Raw genomic sequence first — 20269 nt, forward strand, 5'->3', positions numbered from 1 at the left:
CTCCCAAAACCACCGTATGAGAAGGTTCCTCGCCTCGCGGGCTTATCCGAGAGAAGCCCACATTCGGTTCATGTTGCCCCCAGCGAGGCCGGACCGACGCAGTGTGGCCCTAGCCGGCCGGCAAGCCCCTGACCTGCCCAAATGGGTACGCCCCTCCGAGCCGTTCACGGCTCGGAGAGGCGCGCCCTCTATGTGGATCAGCCACCCGTTCCCGTCAGAAGCACTCGGGAACGTTCAGGCAGTTGGTGGGGCGGTTGGCGGACACCACTGACTCGTCGTCCAGCCGCACCTGGCTGAAGAGGCCGTTGGAGATCCCGCCGGGCGGCAGGGTGGCGAAGTTGTGCGTCACCTTCGTCCGGTGGAGGCTGACCTCGCCGCCGTCGGTGTTGTAGATGCCGCCACCGCTGCCGAACGGGCCGACAGCCCGGTTGCCCGTCACCTCGCTGTCGCGCAGCGTGGTGATGCTGTCCTCGTTGTAGAGGCCGGCACCGAAGAAGCCCGCTGTGTTGTCCTTGATCCTGCTGTTCTCGATCGTCGCGACGCTGTCGAAGGCCACGGCCAGGCCGCCACCCACGCCAGCGGTGCTGTTCTTGGCCACCGTGGCGTCCTTGAGGGTGAGCTGGCTGTCGGCCACCGCGACGCCACCACCGGCGAGGACCGCGGTGTTGCCGCTGACCGTGCTCTGGTGCAACGTCGTGGTGCCCTCGACATCCAGGACGCCGCCACCGAAGCCGAGCGTCTCGTTGTCGGTGATCTCGCTCTTGTGGACCCAGACCGAGCCGCCGTCGACGTCCTCGGTGAAGATCCGCGCCGCACCGTTGGAGATGCCACCGCCGCCGATGATCCCGGTGTTGTCCTTGATCTTCGACTCGTCGACCTGGAGTACGCCGGCGTTGAAGATGCCGCCGCCGAAGAAGAAGGCAGTGTTGTGAGCGACAGTCGTCTTGCTGAGCCTCGTGCTGCCGAAGTTGGCCAGCCCGCCGCCGTTGCCGCCGGACTGGTTGTAGAGCAACTCGCTGTCCAGGATCTCCGCCCGACCACCGGGCTGCACCAGCACCCCGGCGCCGTCGGTGAACCCAGGCTGCTCGACCAGCGGCGCCACCGCCGGCCCGGCAGCCGCTACCGGCTTGGCGGCTGTCGCCGCGGCGGGCTTGGCGGCTGCGGCTAGCGGCTTGGTGGCCGCCGGGGCCTTGGTGGCCGTTGGTGCGGCCTTGGTCGCCGTCGCCGGGGCCTTGGCTGCCGCTGCTTTCGCTGCCACCGGCTTGGCGGCGGCCTTGGCTGCGGCGGCTGCCGGCTTGGCGGCCTTGGCTGCGGCGGCTGCCGGCTTGGCGGTCGTGGCGGCAGGCTTCGCTGCCGTGGCGGCCGGCTTGGCTGCGGTCGGCTTGGAAACGGTGGAGCGGACCACTGCCGAGTACGGCGCCCAGACCGTCGCCGGGTCGGCGGTCATCGGGGACTGAAGGGTCTGGCCACCCCTGATGCTCAGGCCCTTGAGAGTGAGCTGCCCGCCGGCGCCGACGTTGAGGATGCGGAAGTAGTCGGCAGTGGCCTCGCGGCCGATGGTGGTGTGCTCGCCCTTGAGGGTGATGTTCTCGGTGATCACCGGGAGGCCGTTGCCGTCCTGGTTGCGAGTCAGGGTGTAGGTGCAGCCCTTGGCCAGCTCCAGCACGCCGCCGTCCTTGTTGTTGGCGAACGTGATCGCCTGGATCAGCTTGTCGGAGTCGCACGGGACCTGCTTGGTGCGGTCCCTCTCGTCGTGCTTTCCGTCCCTGCGGTCCTCGCCATCCTTGCCGGACCGGTCGTCGAAGCCGCTCCAGTCGTCGCCGCTCCACTCATCGTCCTGACCGCCGTCGTCCTTGGTGCCGCCCTTGGCCGCGCCGCCGTCGTCGCTGACGTTCTGCCGATTGGTCGACGGCTGCCCGTCGGAGACCTGGTCGGCCTTTGGCTTGTCGTCCCGAGCGGCGATGCCGCCGAGGGCCGCCAGCCCGACCACGCCGGTCAGCCCGGCCACGCCGGCGACCCAGAGTGCCCGCCTTCGCCGTGTCGGCGGAGCTGCCGAGGCCCCGCCGTCGGTACTCGTTACGTCGTTGGACATCAGAGCCTTCCGCCCTTTCCTGCTACCAGACGGGATCGCATCGCCCGAGGCGCCACGACCAGCTACAAATGGGTTTGCAGCTACTGATCCCCACCGTATGAGAACCATCTTCGCGATGCGGACTTATCCGAGATAACCACGCATTTGGCGCAGGTCAGATGACCGCGGGCAACCGGGCCGGGCCGGCTGGAAAGGGGCCTGAGCAGCACAAACATCGACGGACGACGCCGCTGGGCCAGCCGAACCTCGCCACGGCCCCGTGCAGGCCGTCGCCACCGGTGTGCGGGTGTCGGTGGGGCGGTGTGGCTGGCCACCGGTGTGCGGCTGTCGGCGGGCCGTGTGGGTGTCGCCGCCGGTGTTCGGGTGTCGGCGCTCAACGGCGCGCAGGGCGTGACGGTGTTCGCGCGGCCGTGTGGCTGGCCACCGGTGTGCGGCTGTCGGCGGGGCCGTGCGGGTGTCGCCTCTGGTGTGCGAGTGTCGGCCCGTGTGGCGCCGCCGCCGGTTTTGCGGGTCGACGGTGCGGGGTCGGGCGCCGATGTGTCGCAGCCGGTGTCGCTGTCGCTGTCGGTGCGCCGGTACGGCCGTCGGGGTGTGCGGATAGCGAACGTTGCCCGCCCTCAAGGCGTGATCCACTCGGCTTTCTTGAAAGCGCGGTATCCGAGCGGCGGGGACAGCGCGACTTCAAGGAAGCCGAGTGGATCACGCTGGGCAGGCGGGTCAGCTGCAGGCGGGTCAGCTGGGCTCGCTGTTAGCTGGGCAGGCGGGTCAGTTGGACAGGCGGGTCAGCCGGGCAGGCGGGGGCCGGCTTCGCGCTGCTCGGCCAGCCAGGTCTCCACCTCGTCCGAGGTCCGGGGCAGCCCGGCCGACAGGTTGACCGCGCCGGTCGCGGTGACCAGCACGTCGTCCTCGATCCGAATGCCCACACCGCGCAGTTCGGCGGGAACCAGCTCGTCCTCCGGCTGGAAGTACAGGCCGGGCTCGACGGTGAGCACGTAGCCCTCACCCAGCGCGCCGTCGCGGTACGTCTCCTTGCGGGCGTTGGAGCAGTCGTGCACGTCGATGCCGAGCATGTGACCGAAGCCGTGCAGCGTCCACCGCCGGTAGACGGTCGACTTCTCGTCCATCGCCTCGTCCACGCTCACCGGCAGCAGACCCAGCTCGGACAGGCCCTCGGCGAGCACCCGCATGCAGGTCAGGTGGACGTCCTTGAACTTCACCCCCGGGCGGATGGCTTCGATGCCGGCCTGCTGCGAGGCGTACACGATGTCGTAGACCTGGCGCTGTAGCGCGGTGAACCGGCCGCTCACCGGCAGGACCCGGGTGACGTCGGCGGTGTAGAGGTTGCGGCCCTCGACACCCATGTCCATCAGCAGCAGGTCACCCGGTCGGGTGGCGCCGTGGTTGTGCACCCAGTGCAGGATCGTGGCGTGCTCGCCGGCGCCGACGATCGAGCCGTACCCGACGTCGTTGCCGTCGTGGCGGGCCCGCAGCGCGAAGACGCCCTCCAGCAGCCGCTCGGAGACCGCCCGGTCGGCCGGCAGGATCCGGGCCACGTCCTCGAAGCCGCGTACGGTGGCGTCGATCGCGTCCTGGAGTTGGCCGATCTCCCACTCGTCCTTGACCAGCTTCATCTCCGAGATGGCGATGGCCAGCTCCCGGTCGCGGGCCGGCTGACCCTCGGCCCGGGGCCCGTCGTAGGGGCGGACGGCCGCGTCCACCTGGGCGTCGAAACCGCGCAACACCCGGGTACGCCCCGGAGCCAGGTCGGCGAGCGTCGCCTCCAGGCCGGTCAGGTCGGCGGTGGGCAGGCCCAGCTCGGTCGACTTCTCGCCGAGGGTGTGCCGCCGGCCCACCCACAGCTCGCCGTTGCGGCTGCGGAAGAACTCGTCGGTCTCCCGGGAGGACCGGGGCCGCATGTACAGCGTCGCGTCGTGCCCCGAGCCGTTCGGGCGCAGCACCAGCACGCTGTCGGCGTCGTGGTCGCCGGTCAGGTAGGCGAAGTCGCTGCCCGGCCGGAACGGGTAGTCGGTGTCGTTTGCCCGGACCTTCTCGGTGCCGGTGGGGATCACCAGCGTCTCGCCAGGGAAGGCCGCCGAGAGGGCGGCCCGCCGCTTGGCGTAGTTGGGCGTCTCCGGGCGGGGCGTCACGGGAAGCGCGGTGTCGCTCCAGCCCTGCCGCATGAAGGACAGGAACGCCTCCGGGAAGTCCGGATCGTGCGATTCCGTACCGTCCGTCGGCGTACCGTCGGTCTGTCCCTCGGTCATTGCGCCGCTCCCTCCGCTTCGTTGCTGGTCCCGACGGTACCGCGCGTCCGGTTGGCGGTAACGCCCCCTGGGAGTCGGGTGGATCGACGGACGGCTGCAAGGGCCGACAGCGCGCGTGGAAAGATGGCCACCATGTGCGGACTTCTGGCCTTCTTCAGCGCGAACGGCAACGCCGCAGCGCATCGCGACCACATCGCCGGAGCGTTGGAATGCCTGCACCACCGCGGCCCCGACGAGACCGGGGTCGAGGTGGTCGGCGACGCCTCCGGCCGGTACGCGGACGGCGTGTTCGCCCACAAGCGGCTGGCCATCATCGACGTCGCGTCGAGCCACGAGCCACTGCCCTACGCGAACGGCCGTTACCTGCTGACCTTCAACGGCGAGATCTACAACTACATCGAACTGCGCGAGGAGTTGATCAGAAACTTCGGTGCCCAGTTCGCCACCGCCGGTGACGGCGAGGTGATCGTCGCGGGCTACCACTTCTGGGGTGAGCAGGTGCTCACCCGGCTGCGGGGCATGTTCGCCTTCGTCATCTGGGACCGACAGGAGCGCCGGGCGTTCGGTGCCCGCGACTACTTCGGCATCAAGCCGATGCACTACCTGGAGACCGCCGACGGCCTCTACCTGGCCTCGGAGAAGAAGGCGCTGCTGCCGTTCGCGCACAGCAACTACCAGGGCGACGCGGGCGTCGACACGGCCAACCTGAGCCACTACCTGACCCTTCAGTACGTCCCCGAGCCCGGCACCCTGCACAAGGGCATCAGCCGGATCGGCTCCGGGGAGTACCTGAACTGGACCCCGGGCGGCCGGATCGACGTACGCCGGTGGTACCGGCCGGTGTTCCGGCCCGCGCCGGTCGACGACGAGCAGAAGCTGTACCACGAGATCCGGGAGACGCTGCGGGAGAGCGTGCGCATGCACATGCGCTCCGACGTGCCGGTCGGCTCGTTCCTGTCCAGCGGCATCGACTCCACAGCTGTGGTGGCGCTGGCGCGGGAGTTCAACCCGAACATCCTCACCTTCACCGTCGGCTACGACGTGCCGGGTTACTCGGAGATCGACGTCGCCCAGGATTCGGCCCGGCACCTCGACGTCACGACGATCCCCACCAAGATCGGTCCGCAGGACATGATCGACGCGCTGCCGAAGATCGTCTGGCACCTGGACGACCCGGTGGCCGACCCGGCGCTGGTGCCGCTCTACTTCGTGGCCAAGAAGGCCGCCGAGCACGTCACCGTGGTGCTCTCCGGTGAGGGCGCGGACGAGTTCTTCGGTGGCTACACGATCTACCGGGAGCCGCTGTCGCTGGGCACCGTCAACGGCTTGCCCGGCGGCGTGCAGAAGGGGCTGCGCGCGGTCTCCAAGGCGATCCCGCAGGGGGTCAAGGGCAAGAGCTTCCTGGAGCGCGGCACCACCCCGATCGAGGAGCGGTACTACGGCAACGCCCGGATGTTCACCGAGGAGGAGAAGCAGCACCTGATGCGCCGCTACGACCCCTCGGTGCGCTACACGGACGTGACCGCCCCGATCTACGCCGAGTGCACGGAGCTCGACGACGTCACCAAGATGCAGTACGTCGACCTCTACACCTGGCTGCGCGGCGACATCCTGGTCAAGGCCGACCGGATCTCGATGTCGCACTCGCTGGAGGTGCGGGTGCCGTTCCTCGACCGTGAGGTCTTCGACGTCGCGGCGAAGATCCCGGTCGACCTGAAGCTGCCGCCGCGCTCCGACGCCACCAAGTACGCGATGCGTCAGGCGTTGCAGGGTGTCGTGCCGCCGGCCATCGTCAACCGCAAGAAGCTGGGCTTCCCGACCCCCACCCGGGTCTGGCTGCGCGGCGAGATGTACGAGTGGGCCCGGCACGTGCTCAGCACCTCGGGTGCGGGTGACCTGCTCGACCTGTCGTACGCGCTGCGGCTGCTCGACGAGCACAAGCGGGAGGAGGCCGACCACTCCCGCAAGGTGTGGACGGTGCTGATCTTCTGCATCTGGCACGCGATCTTCGTGGCCAAGACGCTCGACCCGGGTATCCAGCGCAACCAGTCCGCACTGCTCACGAAGCCGGTGGTCGGCTCCATGGTCCGCTGACCCTGCCCCACCCTGTTGATCAAGAGGTTTGCGTCATCCGGAGTGGTTCCGGTGACGCAAACCTCTTGATCATTTCAGGGTGGTGGTGGGGTGGTGGTTAGCGGCGGGCGCAGGTGACTGTGGGGAGTCCGTTGGTTCCTGTGGAACTCGCCAGGAAGCCGAACGTCGTGCTGCCATTCGGTGCGACAGTGCCGTTGTAGCCGACATTTGTCGCCGTCACCGTTGAGCCGGACGTTGTCTGGGTGGCACTCCAGATCTGACTGATCGCCTGTCCGTTGGGCCAGGTCCAGCTCGCGGTCCAACCGGCGAACGGCGTACTGCCGTGGTTCATGATCGTGACTTCGCCCTGGAATCCACCCTGCCAGGTGCTGGACACCTTGTAGGCGGCCATGCAGTCACCGCCGGACGGCGGTGGGGTGGTCGGGTCGGTCGGCGGATCCGTCGGGTCGGTCGGCGGATCGGTCGGCGGGTCGGTCGGCGGGTCGGTCGGCGTGCCACCCGGACCCACGCCGGTGACCTGGCCGTTGCCGCCGTCGAAGGTCACGTCGGAGCAGCCGAAGAAGTTCTCCTGCGAGTCCGAGCGGACCCAGCGGGAGTAGATGATGTGCCGGCCACTCTTACCCGACGGCAGGTTGCCGCTGAAGTAGTAGTGCCCGTCGTTGCTGCCGACCGAGCCGCGCTGCGGCGGGTTGGTCACCGTCAGGAACGGCTCCTCCAGGTCACTCCAGGCCAGGGCCCGGGTCGGGCTCCAACTGTTCTTCGTCACGTAGAAGTAGAACGTGCCCGGGTGGTGCGCCCAGTTGCTGTACTTGAAGTCCAGCCGCGCCCCGGCGGTCAGATGGGTCAGCGGCCAGTCGGTGCGGGGCAGGTCGTAGCCGCGGAAACCGGTTGCGCCGCCGCTGCACAGCTGCCCGTCCGGGATGAAGCCGGTGGTCCGGCCGCCAGCGTCGGAGCGCAGCACGCTGAACCAGTTGTACAGCGAGTTCGCTCCGCTCTGCGCCACCGCGGCGGAGCACGCGGGGTTGTTCGGCCTGATCTCACCGGTCTGGCTGCGGCCGTCCTGCCAGCACAGGTAGGTACGGCTGCCCGGCGTCATCGCCGCGCCGTGCGCGGCGGCCGGCTGAGGAGTGGACGCCAGGGCGACAACGCCCAGCGCGAGGGTCATGGCCGCGGTGAGCAACGCGGCCACACGGGAACGGTTCACGGGTTCTCCTGACTCGCGAGGGGCGCTGGCTGAGCCGCCCCGCCGCAATCGGGTGGGTTGTGGCGTGATCGCCCCGCTGTCGTGAGCGGTGCGACGATCACGGCGACGTGCCCCGGCGGAAAACAGCCAGTGGACGTGCGCCGTCGACGGTCCTGTCCTGGACCGGTGCCCTCGCGTCTAACCAACCCGGCAACCGGCGGCGCCGCAGCCCTCGCACCGCCCGGTACGCGTCATCCCACCACGCCGAACGAGCCGAGCGCAATAGGCGTTACTCGATGCATGAGAAGAGCCGCCGGTCGCCGGTGCACGCCATATCCTGCGTACGGGGAGCGGGAACGGAGAGGCGGCCACCGGTGCCGGACGTGTTCGACGAGGTGCACCGCCGGTGCCGCGACGGCGAGCCGGTCGCGCTGGCCACCGTGGTGGCCACCTGGCACTCCGCCCCGCAGCCACCCGGCGCCGCCATGGTGGTCGCGGCCGACGGCACTGTCGTCGGCAGCGTCTCCGGCGGCTGCGTCGAGGCGGATCTCTACGAACGGGCCCGGCGGGTGCTCGACACCGGCCAACCCGAGCTGTGCCGCTACGGGATCAGCGACGACGACGCGTACACAGTGGGCCTGACCTGCGGCGGCATTCTCGACGTGTTCGTGGAGCGGGTCGACGCGGGCGCCCTGCCGGCGCTGGACGCGGTCGCCGCCGCCCGCCGCGGTGGCCAGCCGGCGGCGATCGTCACCTGCGTGGCCGCCGACGACGGCACTTCTCCGGGGGCCGGGCCGACCGACCCGGCCCGGCGGCTCGGCCGGCGGCTGGTGCTGACCGGCCAACGGACCGTCGGCTCGCTCGGCGACGACCGGCTCGACGCCGCCGCCCGCGCCGACGCCCTCGGGCTGCTCGCCGCGGGACGCAGCGGACCGCTCCGGTACGGGTACCACGGGCAGCGGCGAGGCGACGGCATCAGCCTCTTCGTGACCGCGTACGCCACCCCGCCCCGGATGATCGTCTTCGGGGCGATCGACTTCGCCGCCGCGGTGACCCGGATCGGTGCGTTCCTCGGCTACCGGGTCACCGTCTGCGACGCCCGGCCGGTCTTCGCCACCGCGCGGCGCTTCCCCGAGGCGGACGAGGTGGTGGTGCAGTGGCCGCACCGCTACCTGCGTACCGAGCTGGCGGCCGATCGGCTCGACGAGCGGACGGTGGTGTGCGTACTCACCCACGACCCAAAGTTCGACGTGCCGCTGCTGGAGCTGGCACTGCGCCACCCGCTGGCGTACGTCGGCGCGATGGGCTCACGGCGCACCCACGACGAACGACACAAGCTGCTGAGCGAGGCGGGGCTCAGCTCGGAGCAACTGGCCCGGCTCGCCTCCCCGATCGGGTTGGACCTCGGTGGTCGTACCCCGGAGGAGACCGCCGTGAGTGTGGCCGCGCAGATCGTCGCGGCCCGATGGGGCGGCACCGGCCGCCCTCTCGCGGCGCTCGACGGAGCGATCCACCAGCCGGGGTAGTCCGCACGTCGGTACGCGGCCTTCGGTGCCCATCGGGCTGCGCGCTGTGCCAGCCTGGTGCCACGGCGATCGGCTCGGCGGGCGACGGCCGGTGGCGACGACGAGAGGATCGGCATGGGATACGCGGTGGTGCTCGGCGAAGCGCTCGTCGACCTGCTCGACAGCGAACTCGACGGGGAGCGGGTCTATCGGCAGGCCATCGGCGGCGCGCCGCTCAACGTCGCCGTCGGGGTGGCCCGACTCGGCGGAGCGGCACAGTTCGTCGGCTCGCTCGGTGACGACGCGCTGGGCGGCCGGATCCGCGCCTTCCTCGCCGCGGCCGACGTAGGGGTGGCCGGTGCGATCACGGTGCCGGCGCCGACCACGCTCGCGGTGGTCACGTACGCGGGGCCGGAGCCGGACTTCCGTTTCTACGGCGAGCCGGTCTCCTACGGACTGCTCGGCCCCGACGACCTGGACCTGTCGCTGCTGGAGGGCGCCGACGTGCTCTACTGCGGCTCGATCGTGCTGCTCCAACCCGACCCGCTGGCCGCCGCCCGACGTGCGTGGTCGCTCACCCCCGGCCTGCGGGTCTTCGACCCGAACGTCCGTCCCCGGCTGCTGAACGGGCCGGCCGCGCTGGAAGGGCTGCGCGAGGTGGTGGCCGAGTTCGCCGCCGGCGCGCACCTGGTCAAGCTGAGCGCCGCCGACGCGGTGCTGCTCTATCCCGGTGAGCCGGTCGAGGGGGTGGCGGTGTACCTGCGTGAGTTGGGGGCGGCCACGGTGGTGGTCACGCTCGGCGCGGCCGGTGCGGTGCTGGCCGCCGCCGACGCCGACCCGGTCCGGGTGCCGGCCCCCAAGGTCAACGCGATCGACGCCACCGGCGCTGGTGACTCGGTGATGGCCGCGCTGATCGCCGACCTGCTCGTCGACGGTGAACCGGAGAGCCCGTCCGGCTGGACCGACCGGGTCGCCTTCGCGCTGCGGGTGGCCGGCCTGGTCTGCGAATCCCCGGGCGGCGCCACCGCCATGCCCACCCGCGCCGCCGTGGAGAACCGCTTCCACACCTGACCCCACCCCACCCCACCCCCCGCGCCGATCTTGCACTTTCGGTCGACGGTTGGTCCGCTTTGCTCATCTATGGCCCCGCACAAAGTGCAAGATCGCGGCGGCGGGGGGGTCAGGCAGTGCCGGTCAGTTCCAGGTAACCGCGGTGGGCGGCGACCAGGGCGGGGCGGGCGCCGAAGGGGGCCTCGGCGGCCACCCGCTCCGGCGGGGCGCTGCCGGTGTGCGCGGCCCGGATCAGCCAGGCCAGCTTCGCCAGCTCCGCGTGCTGGGCCCGGACGAAGTCGACGTCCACCGGGTCGCCGTGGCCGGGGATGACCACCGTGCGCGCGGTGGTCAGCCGCAGCAGGTCCGCGACCGCGTCCGGCCACTGCAAGGGGTACGAGTCCTCGAAGGCGGGCGGGCCACTCTGCTCCACCAGGTCCCCGGCGACCAGCACGTCGGCGTCCGGCACGTGCACCACCAGGTCGGCCTCGGTGTGCCCCCGCCCCGGGTGGCGCAGCAGCACCCGTCGACCCCCCAGGTCGAGGACCGTCTCGACGTGCACCGTGTGCGTCGGGGCGAGCAGCGGGGTGTCGGCCAGCTCGGCGGCGAGCGCCGGATGCTCGGCACGCAACTCCTCGTACGCCTCGCGGCGCAGCCGCTCCGGCTCCTCGCGCAGGGCGGTGGCGGCCAGTTCGTGCGCGTACACCGGTCGGGGTGGGTCGCCGGCCAGGACGGCGTTGCCGAAGCAGTGGTCGTAGTGGTGGTGGGTGTTGACAAGCGTCAACGGGCGGTCGGTGATCGCCCGGACGGCCACGGCCAGCTCGGTGGCCTGCGCGGCCGACGAGAGCGTGTCCACCAGTAGCGCCTCGTCGTCGCCGACGACCAGTGTGACGTTGACCCGCAGCAGCGGCTCGGCCAGCACGTGCACCCGGTCGGCGACCTCGACGAAGCCGGCGTTCACGAGGCCCGCCCGGCGCGCTCGACGAAGCGTGCCCGGTCGACCAGGATCCGGTCCACCCGGCCCCGGGCCACCGTCTGGTCACCGTCGCTGACGGTGACCTCGAACGACAGCCGGCGACCGTCGACGGTCGCCAGCAGCGCCTGCGCGCGCACCGTCCGGCCGACCACTGTCGGCGCCAGGTGCTCCAACTCGACCCGGGTGCCCACCGTCGTCGACCCGGGCGGCATTCCGGTCGCCGTCGCCGCGACGGTGGCCGCCTCCGCCAGCGCCAGCACCCGGGGAGTGCCCAGCACCGGTACGTCCCCGGAACCGACCGCCTGGGCGGTGTCCGCGTCGGTGACGGTCAACTCGACCTGGGCGGTCAGACCCGGCGCGAAGGCCGGCTCGGGCTGCTCCTGCATGGTCGTCAGCCTAGGTGTTCGCCGGACACGTCGAGCACGCGCCCGGCGATCCGGGCGCACCCGCCCGCGACGACCTACGGGTGGTCCCCGTCGGTCTATGCCGTACCCGTCGTTAACCTTGACCCCGATGGCCGTCGTGACTGACCCCCAGCCCCCCGCCCGGACCGACCCGCCCGCGTCCCCGGACGGGGGTCGTCGGCGCGTCGTCGCGATGACCGTCTGGGCGGTCGCCTTCGTCGCCGCGTGGCTGGCCATCGGCCTGCCCACCGACCCGGCGTACGCCTTCGTCTGGATCTGGCTCGCGACCATCGCCTGGAACAGCGAACGGCCCTGGCGCAGTCACCTGCGCTTCGCCCGGGACTGGGTGCCGGTGGTGCTGCTGTTCGTGGTCTACAACCTCTCGCGCGGCTTCGCCGACAACGGGGCCACGCCGCACGCGATGGAGTTGATCGTCGCCGACCGGTTCATGTTCGGCTGGGCCACCGGCGGGGAGGTGCCCACCGTCTGGTTGCAGGAGCACCTCTACCACCCGCAGGTGCACTGGTGGGATGTCGCGGCGAGCTGGGTGTACTTCTCCCACTTCGTGGTGGCGCTCACCGCCGCCGCGGTGCTCTGGCTGCGCGACCGGCACCGGTGGGCCGCGTACATGCGGCGCTGGGGTTTCCTCTGCGCTGCGGGCCTGGTCACCTACTTCATCTACCCGGCCGCCCCGCCCTGGTGGGCGGCGCAGAACGGCCTGCTCACCGAGGTCGCCCGGATCTCGACCCGCGGGTGGAAGGCGTTCGGCATGCACGGCGCCGGCAACGTCCTCAACGCCGGCCAGATCGCCTCCAACCCGGTCGCCGCGATGCCGTCGCTGCACACCGCGTGGGCGTTGTTCGTGGTGCTGTTCTTCCTGACCGCCACCCGTCGTCGCTGGTGGCCGCTGCTGCTCGCGTACCCGCTGGCGATGACCTTCACCCTGGTCTACTCGGGTGAGCACTACGTGATCGACGTGCTGGTCGGCTGGGCGTACGTGGGGCTGACGTTCCTGGTGGTCGGTCTGGCGGAGCGTGGTTGGGCGGCCTGGCGTGTCCGCCACCCGAGCGCCAAGTCGGAACAGGCCACGGAACCCCCACCGTCGCCCACCGACCCCCCGCCCGGCGAGCCCGAGCCCCCGTCTCCACGGGAACCGGACACCACCACCCACCCTGCGATCCCCGCCGACCGTTAGATCCCATGAGGGTCGCTCAGCAGGGGTTCATCGGGTGGTAGCGACCGCACCTCGGGCCTGAGGCGACGGGCGAGGCGATTGATGCCGGCCATGGTGGCGGCGATCACCGTGATGACGATCGCCAGTGGCAGCGGCTGACCGTCGAAGTGCCGCATCGCCGTGTTGGAGAGCAGCGGGTCGGGGACGAGCCATCCGGCGATGAACCCGGTGAGTCCGACGCCGATGATGACGGCGGGCCGGTGGCGGCGGACCGCGACGGCGGCTCCGACAGCGACGGCGGTGGCGGTGAGGATCCCGATGACCGTCGGCACGGCGTCGGGAACGTAGACGCCGTGGCGCCCCCACTCTCCGGTGCCCTTCCAGGCGAGGATCCCGAGCGGGACGAGGGCCCACCAGAACAGGCGCGGCCGGGGCACGGCCCACCGCTCGCGGGCGGCGATCGCGAGCAGGGCGAGGGTCAGGACCGGTGGGGCGGCGTACGCGAGGACTTGTTGGCCGGGGTTGATTCCCAGGCTGGCGCCGCTGAGCACGTCGATGACGAGCCAACCCATGGTGGCCGTCAGGAACATCGCCTGCAGGGTGAGGGCGGTCCGGGTCGCGCCGCACAGCCAGGCGATCAGCGGCGCGAGGGGCAGCAGGCCGAGAGCGACAAGCTGCGGCCAGCTGGCGATGACGGCCGACATGTCGGGGGCGAGGACGGCGCCGGTAAACAGGTCCACTGTGTGACCGGCGGGCTGGGTGCCGGCGGCGACGAGCAGGGCGGTGAGCCCGGTGGTCAGGGCCGTGGTGGTGACGGGCGTGGTGAGTCGCAGCCGGATCGCCAGGGCGATGATGTGCAGTGTCTCGTGCCGGCTGGGGTGCCGGCGGCCGTCGTCGAGGTCGAGCAGCAGCCCGAGCAGTTCCTCGCCGCGGGTGGTCCGGTGCGTGGCGGGCAGCAGGCGCAGCAGCCGCCGATATCGTCGTTCCAGGGGGCCCATGTCCGGGCTCATCCGATGGTCCCAAGGTGTGGGGCGTTGCGGGCGGCACGCTTGTTGAGGCGCTCCTCGGCGAGCCGGACCGCGGTGGCCATCCGCTGGCTCTCGGCGCGGATGGCGTCCGCCCCCGCGTCGGTCAGTTTGTAGAAACGGCGCAGCCGGCCCTTCTCCACCTCGTCGTGGTCGGGGGCGATGAGCCCCTGGGTGACGAGGCGGTCGAGGGCCCCGTAGAGGGTGCCGGCGCGTAACCGGATCCTGCCGTCGGTCATCTCGTCGACCTCTGTCACCACCGCGTAGCCGTGGCGGGGTTGGTCGGCGAGGGCGGAGAGGATCAGGAACGTCTGCTCGCTGATGTCCATGTGCTATATATATCGCACGGCGATATATATAGCAACGACGTGGACCGGGGCGGGTCAGGGTTGGGTGCGGGCCTGGTGGGCTCTCGTGGTCAGATCGGCCGCCAGGGCCCAGGCCTCAGCCAGGTCGCGGTCCTGGGCGGTGGCGCCGGAGCCGCCCGCGGTGTCCGCGTGTACGGAGGCCAACCCCAGCCGGCGCTGGAGGGGCCCCTGGACCACTCGCACGCTCTGGATCCGGGCGTACGGCACGATCACCAGCTGCCGGGTGAGCCGCCCGGACCGGGTGGCGAAGACCTCCTCGAACAGCCCGGCGCCGAACGCGGCGCGGCCCAGTGGGTGCAGCCAACGGGTCCGGCGCGGAGGTGGGCTCAGCGTGAGCACGTCGAGGCGTACCCCGGGAAGCACCTCGGCGACGATCATCGTCGCCGTCGGCAGGTCGCCGACCGGCAGCAACCGGTCGGGCCGGTTGCGGTCGTCGGCCTCCGCGACGGAGTAACCGGCCACCTCCAGCCGCAGCCGCAGCCAGCCCTTCATCCGCCACAGCAGCGGCCAGGTGGCCCGCACGGTCTGCACCCGGTCCAACGGCACGGTCTGCGCCCGCGTCTCCAGCAGGCCGTTGTGCACCCGCAGTGTGCCGCCGTCGCGGGCCAGCCGGAAGTTCCAGTCGTCGAGGACCCGGCGGATCGGTTGCAGCAGCACACCCGCCATCGCGGTCAGTGTGCTCGCCACAGCGACGAACGACCATGATCCGGCGGTGAGGAACTGCACCACGACGAAGGCCACACCGAACGGGAGCAGGAACGCCTGCGGGGTGAGCAGTTGGCTGATCAGCAGGTTCTGGTTGCGTACCGCGTGCAGTGGCCGGCCCGGCACGGCCGCCGGCGGCGCTGTCATACCCGGCGCCACTGGGGCGGCCGCGTCGCCGGGCGCGGGCAGCTGCGCCACCCGCCCGGCCAGCGCCAGCAGACGCTCGCGCAGCACTGCCGCGTCGGCCACCCCGAGGTACGCCAGCGGCGCCTCGGTCTTGCCTCCGCCGACCACCTCCAGGCGCAGCTCGGCCAGGCCGGTGAGCTGGGCGAGCAGCGGCCGGACCACCTCCACGGCCTGCAACCGTTCCAACGGGATGGCCCGGGTACGCCGCCAGAGCAGCCCCTCGTACACCCGTAGTTCCCGGCCGACGACGTGGTAGCCGGTGTTGTACCAGCTGACCACCGACAGCACTGTCGCGCCGAGCGCCAGCACCGCCACCATGGCGGCGAACCAGCCGAAGCCCACCCGGGACAGCGTTGACCAGGACAGCCCGGCGATCACCACGACCAGGGACTTGGCGCCGTGCAGCACCGGGCTGAGCGGGTGCAGTCGCTGCCGGGGTTCGCCCTCGCCGCCGCCGGGTGGTGTCGGCCACGGCGCGGGCGCTCCCGGCGGCCCGGGGGGAGCCGCGTCGGTGGCTGACGTGCCAGCGGGCAGCACCGGCCGCGGTGGCGTCGGGCCGGTGGGTGGCACGGTGCTCGGCTCGGCGGGCCCGTCGCTCATCGGCGCGGCTCTCGGCGCGGCCGGTGGCCACCCGCGCGGGTGGCCACAGGGTCGCCTTTCGTTCGCGACTGCGGGGCTCGCAACCCCGGCTCACTCCTCGCGCTCACAGGCCCTCCGCCCGGTCCTCGCCGAGCGCGGTGAGCCGGTCGCGCAGCCGGGACGCCTCCGCCGGCCGCAGCCCGGGCACCCGGGCGTCGCTCGCCGCCGCCGCGGTGTGCAACTGCACGGTGGCCAGGTCGAAGGCCCGCTCCAACGGCCCGGCGCTCACGTCGACGAACTGCATCCGCGAGTACGGCACGATGGAGAGCCGGCGGACCAGCAGCCCGTGCCGGACCAGCAGGTCGTTCTCCCGCTCGGCGTACCCCCAGGCCCGGACCGCGCGGACGATCGCGATGGCCCGCCACACCCCGAACACCAGCACGAGGGCGACGGCGAGCCCGAACAGCCAGTGGCCGCTGAACGCCCAGCCGACCGCCGTCACCACCAGGCCGATGGCGACCACGATCGCCAGCCGGATCAGCTCCACCCAGATCAGGTCGGTGGAGATCGGCTGCCAGTTGACAGTGTCCGGCCAGGGCTCCAGCGGGCCTCGGCCACCCGGCGCGGCCGTCGACAGCGCGCCGGGCTCGGGCGGCAGGAGGCCCGGGAACGGCAGGTCGGGCGCGCGCTGGTCGGCGGCGGGTGCCGGCCGGTGACCGGGTGGCAGTGCGCCCGGTGGCAGCGGGGCGGGCGTCGAGACGTCCGGCGCGGCAGGCTCCGGGCCGAGCGTGCCGGGCGCTGGGAACGCGCCGGGCGGCGGCTCGACGCCGGGCGGCGCGGCGGCCGGGGTGGGCGGCCAGGACGGGGAGATGGGGCCGGGGGAAGCCGGAGGGTCGCCGCTCACACGTCGAGCGTAGGCGATCCGGGCACCGGAGTGACGGCACGCAGGAAGCCCCGAGCGTCGAGGAAGTCACCGAGGCTGCCCCGATGGTCGGCGCAGGCCAACCAGGTCTTGCGCCGATCGGCGTCGTGCAGACGGGGATTGTTCCACTCCAGCGACCAGACGGCGGTGGACCGGCAGCCCCGGGCCGAACAGACCAGGGCCTCATCGGCGGGGGAGGGGATGCTCATCCCGGCCAGTCTAGGGCGGCGGGACGGAAAGGTTGAGCGCCGGGCGACCACGGGGGGAGCCGCCCGGCGACGGGGTGAATCGTACACGCGACGGGCCGGTCCGCGCACACCCGAGATGCGCGATTCGGCTGCTGGGGACGGCGCGACCAAAATCGGCTTCTCCCCACCTCCACACTCAGGAAGGCGTGCGAGTCTTGATACCGCACGAGCCGCGACGACCGACAAACGCTGTGGAGGACCGGTGGCCCAGCCGACCATGCCCGACGCCCCGACGCCGAACGGAGCGGCACCCGCGCCGGTGACCACACCGGCGCAGGACGCCACCCTGTTGGAGAAGGGCCTGTTCGAGATCAAACGTGTGATCGTCGGGCAGGACCGGATGGTGGAGCGGATGTTCGTCGCGCTGCTCGCCCGCGGCCACTGCCTGCTCGAAGGCGTGCCCGGGGTGGCCAAGACCCTGGCGGTGGAGACCCTCGCCAAGGTCGTCGGCGGGTCCTTCGCCCGGGTGCAGTTCACCCCGGACCTGGTGCCCGCCGACATCATGGGCACCCGGATCTACCGGCAGTCCAGTGAGAAGTTCGACGTCGAGCTCGGGCCGGTCTTCGTCAACTTCCTGCTCGCCGACGAGATCAACCGGGCGCCGGCGAAGGTGCAGTCCGCGCTGCTGGAGGTCATGAGCGAGCGGCAGGTGTCCATCGGTGGGGAGAGCCACCGGGTGCCCGACCCGTTCCTGGTGATGGCCACCCAGAACCCGATCGAGCAGGAGGGCGTCTACCCGCTGCCCGAGGCGCAGCGGGACCGGTTCCTCATGAAGATCGTGGTGGGCTACCCGACCGACGCGGAGGAACGGGAGATCGTCTACCGGATGGGCGTGGCCGCGCCCGAGCCGACAGCGGTGTTCGACACCCCGGAGCTGATCGCCCTGCAACGCAAGGCGGACCAGGTCTTCGTCCACAACGCCCTTGTCGACTACGCGGTCCGGTTGGTGCTGGCCACCCGCGCTCCGGCCGAGCACGGCATGCCCGACGTCGCGCAACTGATCCAGTACGGTGCCAGCCCACGCGCGTCGCTGGGCCTGGTCCGGGCCACCCGCGCGTTGGCGCTGCTGCGCGGGCGTGACTACGCGCTGCCGCAGGACGTGCAGGACATCGCGCCGGACATCCTGCGGCACCGGTTGGTGCTCAGCTACGACGCGCTCGCCGACGACGTGCCCGCCGACCACATCGTGCAGCGGGTGATGTCGACGATCCCGCTTCCGGCGGTCGCTCCCCGGCAGCAGGCCACGCCGCCGTCGATCGCGCCGCCGCCGGGCGCTGGCTGGCCCGGGCAGCGGCCGTGACCTCACCCACCCCTCGTCCGGCTCCCCTCGCCGACCGCAGTGAGGCAGTGCTGTCCCGGCTTCAGTTGCTCGTCACCCGCAAGCTCGACGGTCTGCTCCAGGGCGACTACGCCGGCCTGCTGCCCGGACCCGGCAGTGAGGCGGGAGAGTCCCGGGAGTACCGCCCCGGCGACGACGTGCGCCGGATGGACTGGCCGGTCACGGCGCGGACCACCACACCGCACGTGCGGCGTACGGTCGCCGACCGGGAGTTGGAGACCTGGCTCGCGCTGGACCTCTCCGCCAGCCTCGACTTCGGCACCGGGCAGTGGCTCAAACGGGAGGTCGTGGTGGCCGCCGCGGCCGCCATCACCCACCTGACAGTGCGCGGGGGCAACCGGATCGGCGCCGTGATCGGCACCGGGGGCGGGGCGTCCGCGCCGGCCCGACGCTGGCGGGGCGGACCACCACCGGCCGGGCCCGGGGTGCTCACCCGGCTGCCGGCCCGCTCCGGCCGCAAGGAGGCGCAGGGCCTGCTGCGAGCCGTCGCCGGCACCGCCATCCAGCCCGGCCGTGGCGATCTGGGCGCCCTGATCGAGATGCTCAACCGGCCGCCCCGCCGTCGCGGGGTGGCAGTGGTGGTCTCGGACTTCCTCGCACCGGCCGAGCAGTGGGCGCGGCCGATGCGCAAACTGCGCGTCCGCCACGACGTGCTGGCCATCGAGGTGGTCGACCCGCGTGAGCTGGAACTGCCCGACGTGGGCGTGTTGCCGGTGGTCGACCCGGAGAGCGGCGAACTGCACGAGGTGCAGACCGCCGACCCGCGGCTGCGGCAGCGCTACGCCGAGGCCGCCACCGCCCAACGGGCCACGATCGCCGCCGCCCTGCGCGGCGCCGGCGCGGCCCACCTGCGTCTGCGTACCGACCGAGACTGGCTGCTGGACATGGTGCGATTCGTGGCCGCGCAGCGGCACGCGCGTACCCGGGGGACGACACGATGATCCGTTTTCTGCAACCGTGGTGGCTGCTGGCCGTGCTGCCGGTGTTCGCCCTCGCCGCGTTCTACGTCTGGCGGCAGTTGCACCGCAGGGCGTACGCGATGCGGTTCACCAATGTGGACCTGCTGCGTACGGTCGCGCCGAAGGGCCTGGGCTGGCGTCGGCACGTCCCGGCGACCGCGTTCCTGCTCTGTCTGCTGGTGCTGGCCACCGCGCTGGCCCGTCCGGCGGTGGACACGAAGGAGCCGCTGGAGCGGGCGACGGTGATGCTCGCCATCGACGTGTCGTTGTCGATGCAGGCCGACGACGTGGCGCCGAACCGGCTGGAGGCGGCCCAGGAGGCGGCCAAGCAGTTCGTCAGTGAGCTGCCGGAGAGCTACAACCTGGGCCTCGTGTCGTTCGCCAAGGCGGCCAACGTGCTGGTGCCGCCGGGCAAGGACCGGGACGCGGTGACCAGCGCCGTCGACGGGCTGGTGCTGGCCGAGGCGACAGCGACCGGTGAGGCGGTGTTCACCTGCCTGGAGGCGATCCGGTCGGTGCCGGCCGACGGCGCGGCGGGTATTCCGCCGGCCCGGATCGTGCTGCTCTCCGACGGTTTCCGGACCTCCGGTCGGGCGGTGGAGGAGGCGGCGGCGGCCGCGCAGGCGGCCAACGTTCCGGTCTCCACCATCGCCTTCGGCACCGACACCGGCCAGGTCGACATCGGCGGGCAGTTGCAGCGGGTGCCGGTGGACCGGTTGGCCCTCGCCGAGTTGGCCGAGACCACCGAGGGTTACTACTACGAGGCGGCTTCGGTGAGCGAGCTGAAGCAGGTCTACCAGGACATGGGCAGCTCGATCGGGTTCCGCACCGAGCCGCGTGAGGTGACCCAGTGGTACGCCGGGGTGGCGTTGCTGCTGGCGCTCTGCGCGGGCGCGTTCAGTCTGCTCTGGTCGTCCCGGATGCTGTAGCCGGTGCGCCGGCGGCGGTCAGTGACCGCCGCCGGCGAGCACGAAGACGATGGCCACCCAGACGGCGGCGAGGGTGAAGCCCAGCGGGGCGACGTAGCGGCTCATGACGGCTCCGGGTGGCGGCTGGACGGTCCGCGTGCGGGGGCGGACCGCAGGGGGTGGGGACGCGCACACGAAGTCGTGACCGGGCGGCTCCCGGCGACCGCCCGGAATCGGGCGGCGCGGCACACTCACCTCGGCTGCTGCCGAGGTGGTGGGGAGCGGAGC

Annotated in this window: 18 protein-coding genes; 7 read left to right on the plus strand and 11 right to left on the minus strand. The window is 71.8% G+C overall.

Translation table 11 applies throughout. From position 1 onward, the window contains the following. Positions 1–214: 214 nt before the first annotated feature. On the minus strand, positions 215–2008 hold the full coding sequence (locus tag OH804_RS03635; protein WP_406062726.1) for a hypothetical protein: 1794 nt from the start codon (positions 2006–2008) through the stop codon (positions 215–217). 866 nt (positions 2009–2874) lie between these two features. Continuing rightward, positions 2875–4356, minus strand: a complete 1482-nt coding sequence (locus OH804_RS03640; protein WP_406062728.1) for an aminopeptidase P family protein — start codon at positions 4354–4356, stop codon at positions 2875–2877. A gap of 132 nt (positions 4357–4488) precedes the next feature. On the opposite strand from OH804_RS03640, the gene asnB reads away from it, so the two are divergent. Next, positions 4489–6450 (plus strand): asparagine synthase (glutamine-hydrolyzing), encoded by a 1962-nt coding sequence (gene asnB, locus OH804_RS03645; protein WP_091405235.1) that lies wholly within the window; start codon positions 4489–4491, stop codon positions 6448–6450. Between the two features lie 97 nt (positions 6451–6547). Here the strand turns inward: asnB and OH804_RS03650 are convergent, their stop codons facing one another. Continuing rightward, positions 6548–7615 carry a lytic polysaccharide monooxygenase gene (locus OH804_RS03650; protein WP_196925081.1) on the minus strand — a complete coding sequence of 356 codons (1068 nt, stop codon included), beginning with the start codon at positions 7613–7615 and terminating at the stop codon, positions 6548–6550. A gap of 392 nt (positions 7616–8007) precedes the next feature. On the opposite strand from OH804_RS03650, the gene OH804_RS03655 reads away from it, so the two are divergent. Continuing rightward, positions 8008–9159, plus strand: a complete 1152-nt coding sequence (locus OH804_RS03655; RefSeq protein WP_406062731.1) for an XdhC family protein — start codon at positions 8008–8010, stop codon at positions 9157–9159. A 114-nt stretch (positions 9160–9273) separates the two neighbouring features. Further along, positions 9274–10209: a PfkB family carbohydrate kinase gene (locus OH804_RS03660; protein ID WP_406062733.1), complete on the plus strand. Its 936-nt coding sequence runs from the start codon at positions 9274–9276 to the stop codon at positions 10207–10209. 109 nt (positions 10210–10318) lie between these two features. Here OH804_RS03660 and OH804_RS03665 read toward each other — a convergent pair whose 3' ends face one another. Together OH804_RS03665 and OH804_RS03670 are read right to left on the minus strand one after the other, a co-directional pair. Beyond that, complete coding sequence (locus OH804_RS03665; protein WP_406062735.1) at positions 10319–11149, minus strand: MBL fold metallo-hydrolase; 831 nt, start codon at positions 11147–11149, stop codon at positions 10319–10321. Beyond that, a complete protein-coding gene (locus OH804_RS03670; RefSeq protein WP_091403819.1) occupies positions 11146–11550 on the minus strand; it encodes a thioesterase family protein in 405 nt (134 codons plus the stop codon). The genes OH804_RS03665 and OH804_RS03670 overlap by 4 nt, the downstream gene beginning before the upstream one ends. A 127-nt stretch (positions 11551–11677) precedes the next feature. On the opposite strand from OH804_RS03670, the gene OH804_RS03675 reads away from it, so the two are divergent. Further along, on the plus strand, positions 11678–12763 hold the full coding sequence (locus OH804_RS03675; protein ID WP_406062737.1) for a phosphatase PAP2 family protein: 1086 nt from the start codon (positions 11678–11680) through the stop codon (positions 12761–12763). Here OH804_RS03675 and OH804_RS03680 read toward each other — a convergent pair. The 5 genes from OH804_RS03680 to OH804_RS03700 all read right to left on the minus strand — a co-directional run bounded on the left by OH804_RS03680 (position 12760) and on the right by OH804_RS03700 (position 16736). Continuing rightward, positions 12760–13752, minus strand: coding sequence for a hypothetical protein (locus OH804_RS03680; RefSeq protein WP_406062739.1), 993 nt, complete (start codon positions 13750–13752; stop codon positions 12760–12762). The genes OH804_RS03675 and OH804_RS03680 overlap by 4 nt on opposite strands. Next, entirely contained in the window at positions 13749–14096 is a 348-nt protein-coding gene (locus OH804_RS03685) for a PadR family transcriptional regulator (protein ID WP_406062741.1), read from the minus strand. Before OH804_RS03685 ends, OH804_RS03680 begins: the two co-directional genes overlap by 4 nt. Positions 14097–14150: 54 nt before the next feature. Next, positions 14151–15626, minus strand: a complete 1476-nt coding sequence (locus tag OH804_RS03690) for a PH domain-containing protein (protein WP_406062743.1) — start codon at positions 15624–15626, stop codon at positions 14151–14153. 103 nt (positions 15627–15729) lie between these two features. Next, the gene (locus tag OH804_RS03695; protein WP_196925079.1) at positions 15730–16263 is read right to left on the minus strand and encodes a PH domain-containing protein; all 534 of its coding nucleotides are present in this window, start codon (positions 16261–16263) and stop codon (positions 15730–15732) included. Positions 16264–16505: 242 nt separating this feature from the next. Further along, positions 16506–16736: a hypothetical protein gene (locus OH804_RS03700; protein WP_366341772.1), complete on the minus strand. Its 231-nt coding sequence runs from the start codon at positions 16734–16736 to the stop codon at positions 16506–16508. Positions 16737–16977: 241 nt separating this feature from the next. Between OH804_RS03700 and OH804_RS03705 the strand changes: the two genes are divergently transcribed. From OH804_RS03705 to OH804_RS03715, 3 genes are read left to right on the plus strand one after another with little or no spacing between them, the layout of a single operon-like run. Continuing rightward, on the plus strand, positions 16978–18075 hold the full coding sequence (locus tag OH804_RS03705; protein WP_196924350.1) for a MoxR family ATPase: 1098 nt from the start codon (positions 16978–16980) through the stop codon (positions 18073–18075). Then, positions 18054–19055: a DUF58 domain-containing protein gene (locus tag OH804_RS03710; RefSeq protein ID WP_196925078.1), complete on the plus strand. Its 1002-nt coding sequence runs from the start codon at positions 18054–18056 to the stop codon at positions 19053–19055. Before OH804_RS03705 ends, OH804_RS03710 begins: the two co-directional genes overlap by 22 nt. Continuing rightward, positions 19052–20002 carry a VWA domain-containing protein gene (locus OH804_RS03715; RefSeq protein WP_196924349.1) on the plus strand — a complete coding sequence of 317 codons (951 nt, stop codon included), beginning with the start codon at positions 19052–19054 and terminating at the stop codon, positions 20000–20002. The genes OH804_RS03710 and OH804_RS03715 overlap by 4 nt, the downstream gene beginning before the upstream one ends. A gap of 18 nt (positions 20003–20020) precedes the next feature. On the opposite strand, the gene OH804_RS03720 is transcribed toward OH804_RS03715, so the two are convergent. Next, positions 20021–20236 (minus strand): hypothetical protein, encoded by a 216-nt coding sequence (locus OH804_RS03720; protein ID WP_196925116.1) that lies wholly within the window; start codon positions 20234–20236, stop codon positions 20021–20023. Between the last annotated feature and the right edge of the window lie 33 nt (positions 20237–20269).

Origin of the sequence: Micromonospora sp. NBC_00860 (assembly GCF_045207375.1) — a bacterium.
GTDB classification, from domain to species: Bacteria; Actinomycetota; Actinomycetes; order Mycobacteriales; family Micromonosporaceae; genus Micromonospora; species Micromonospora vinacea.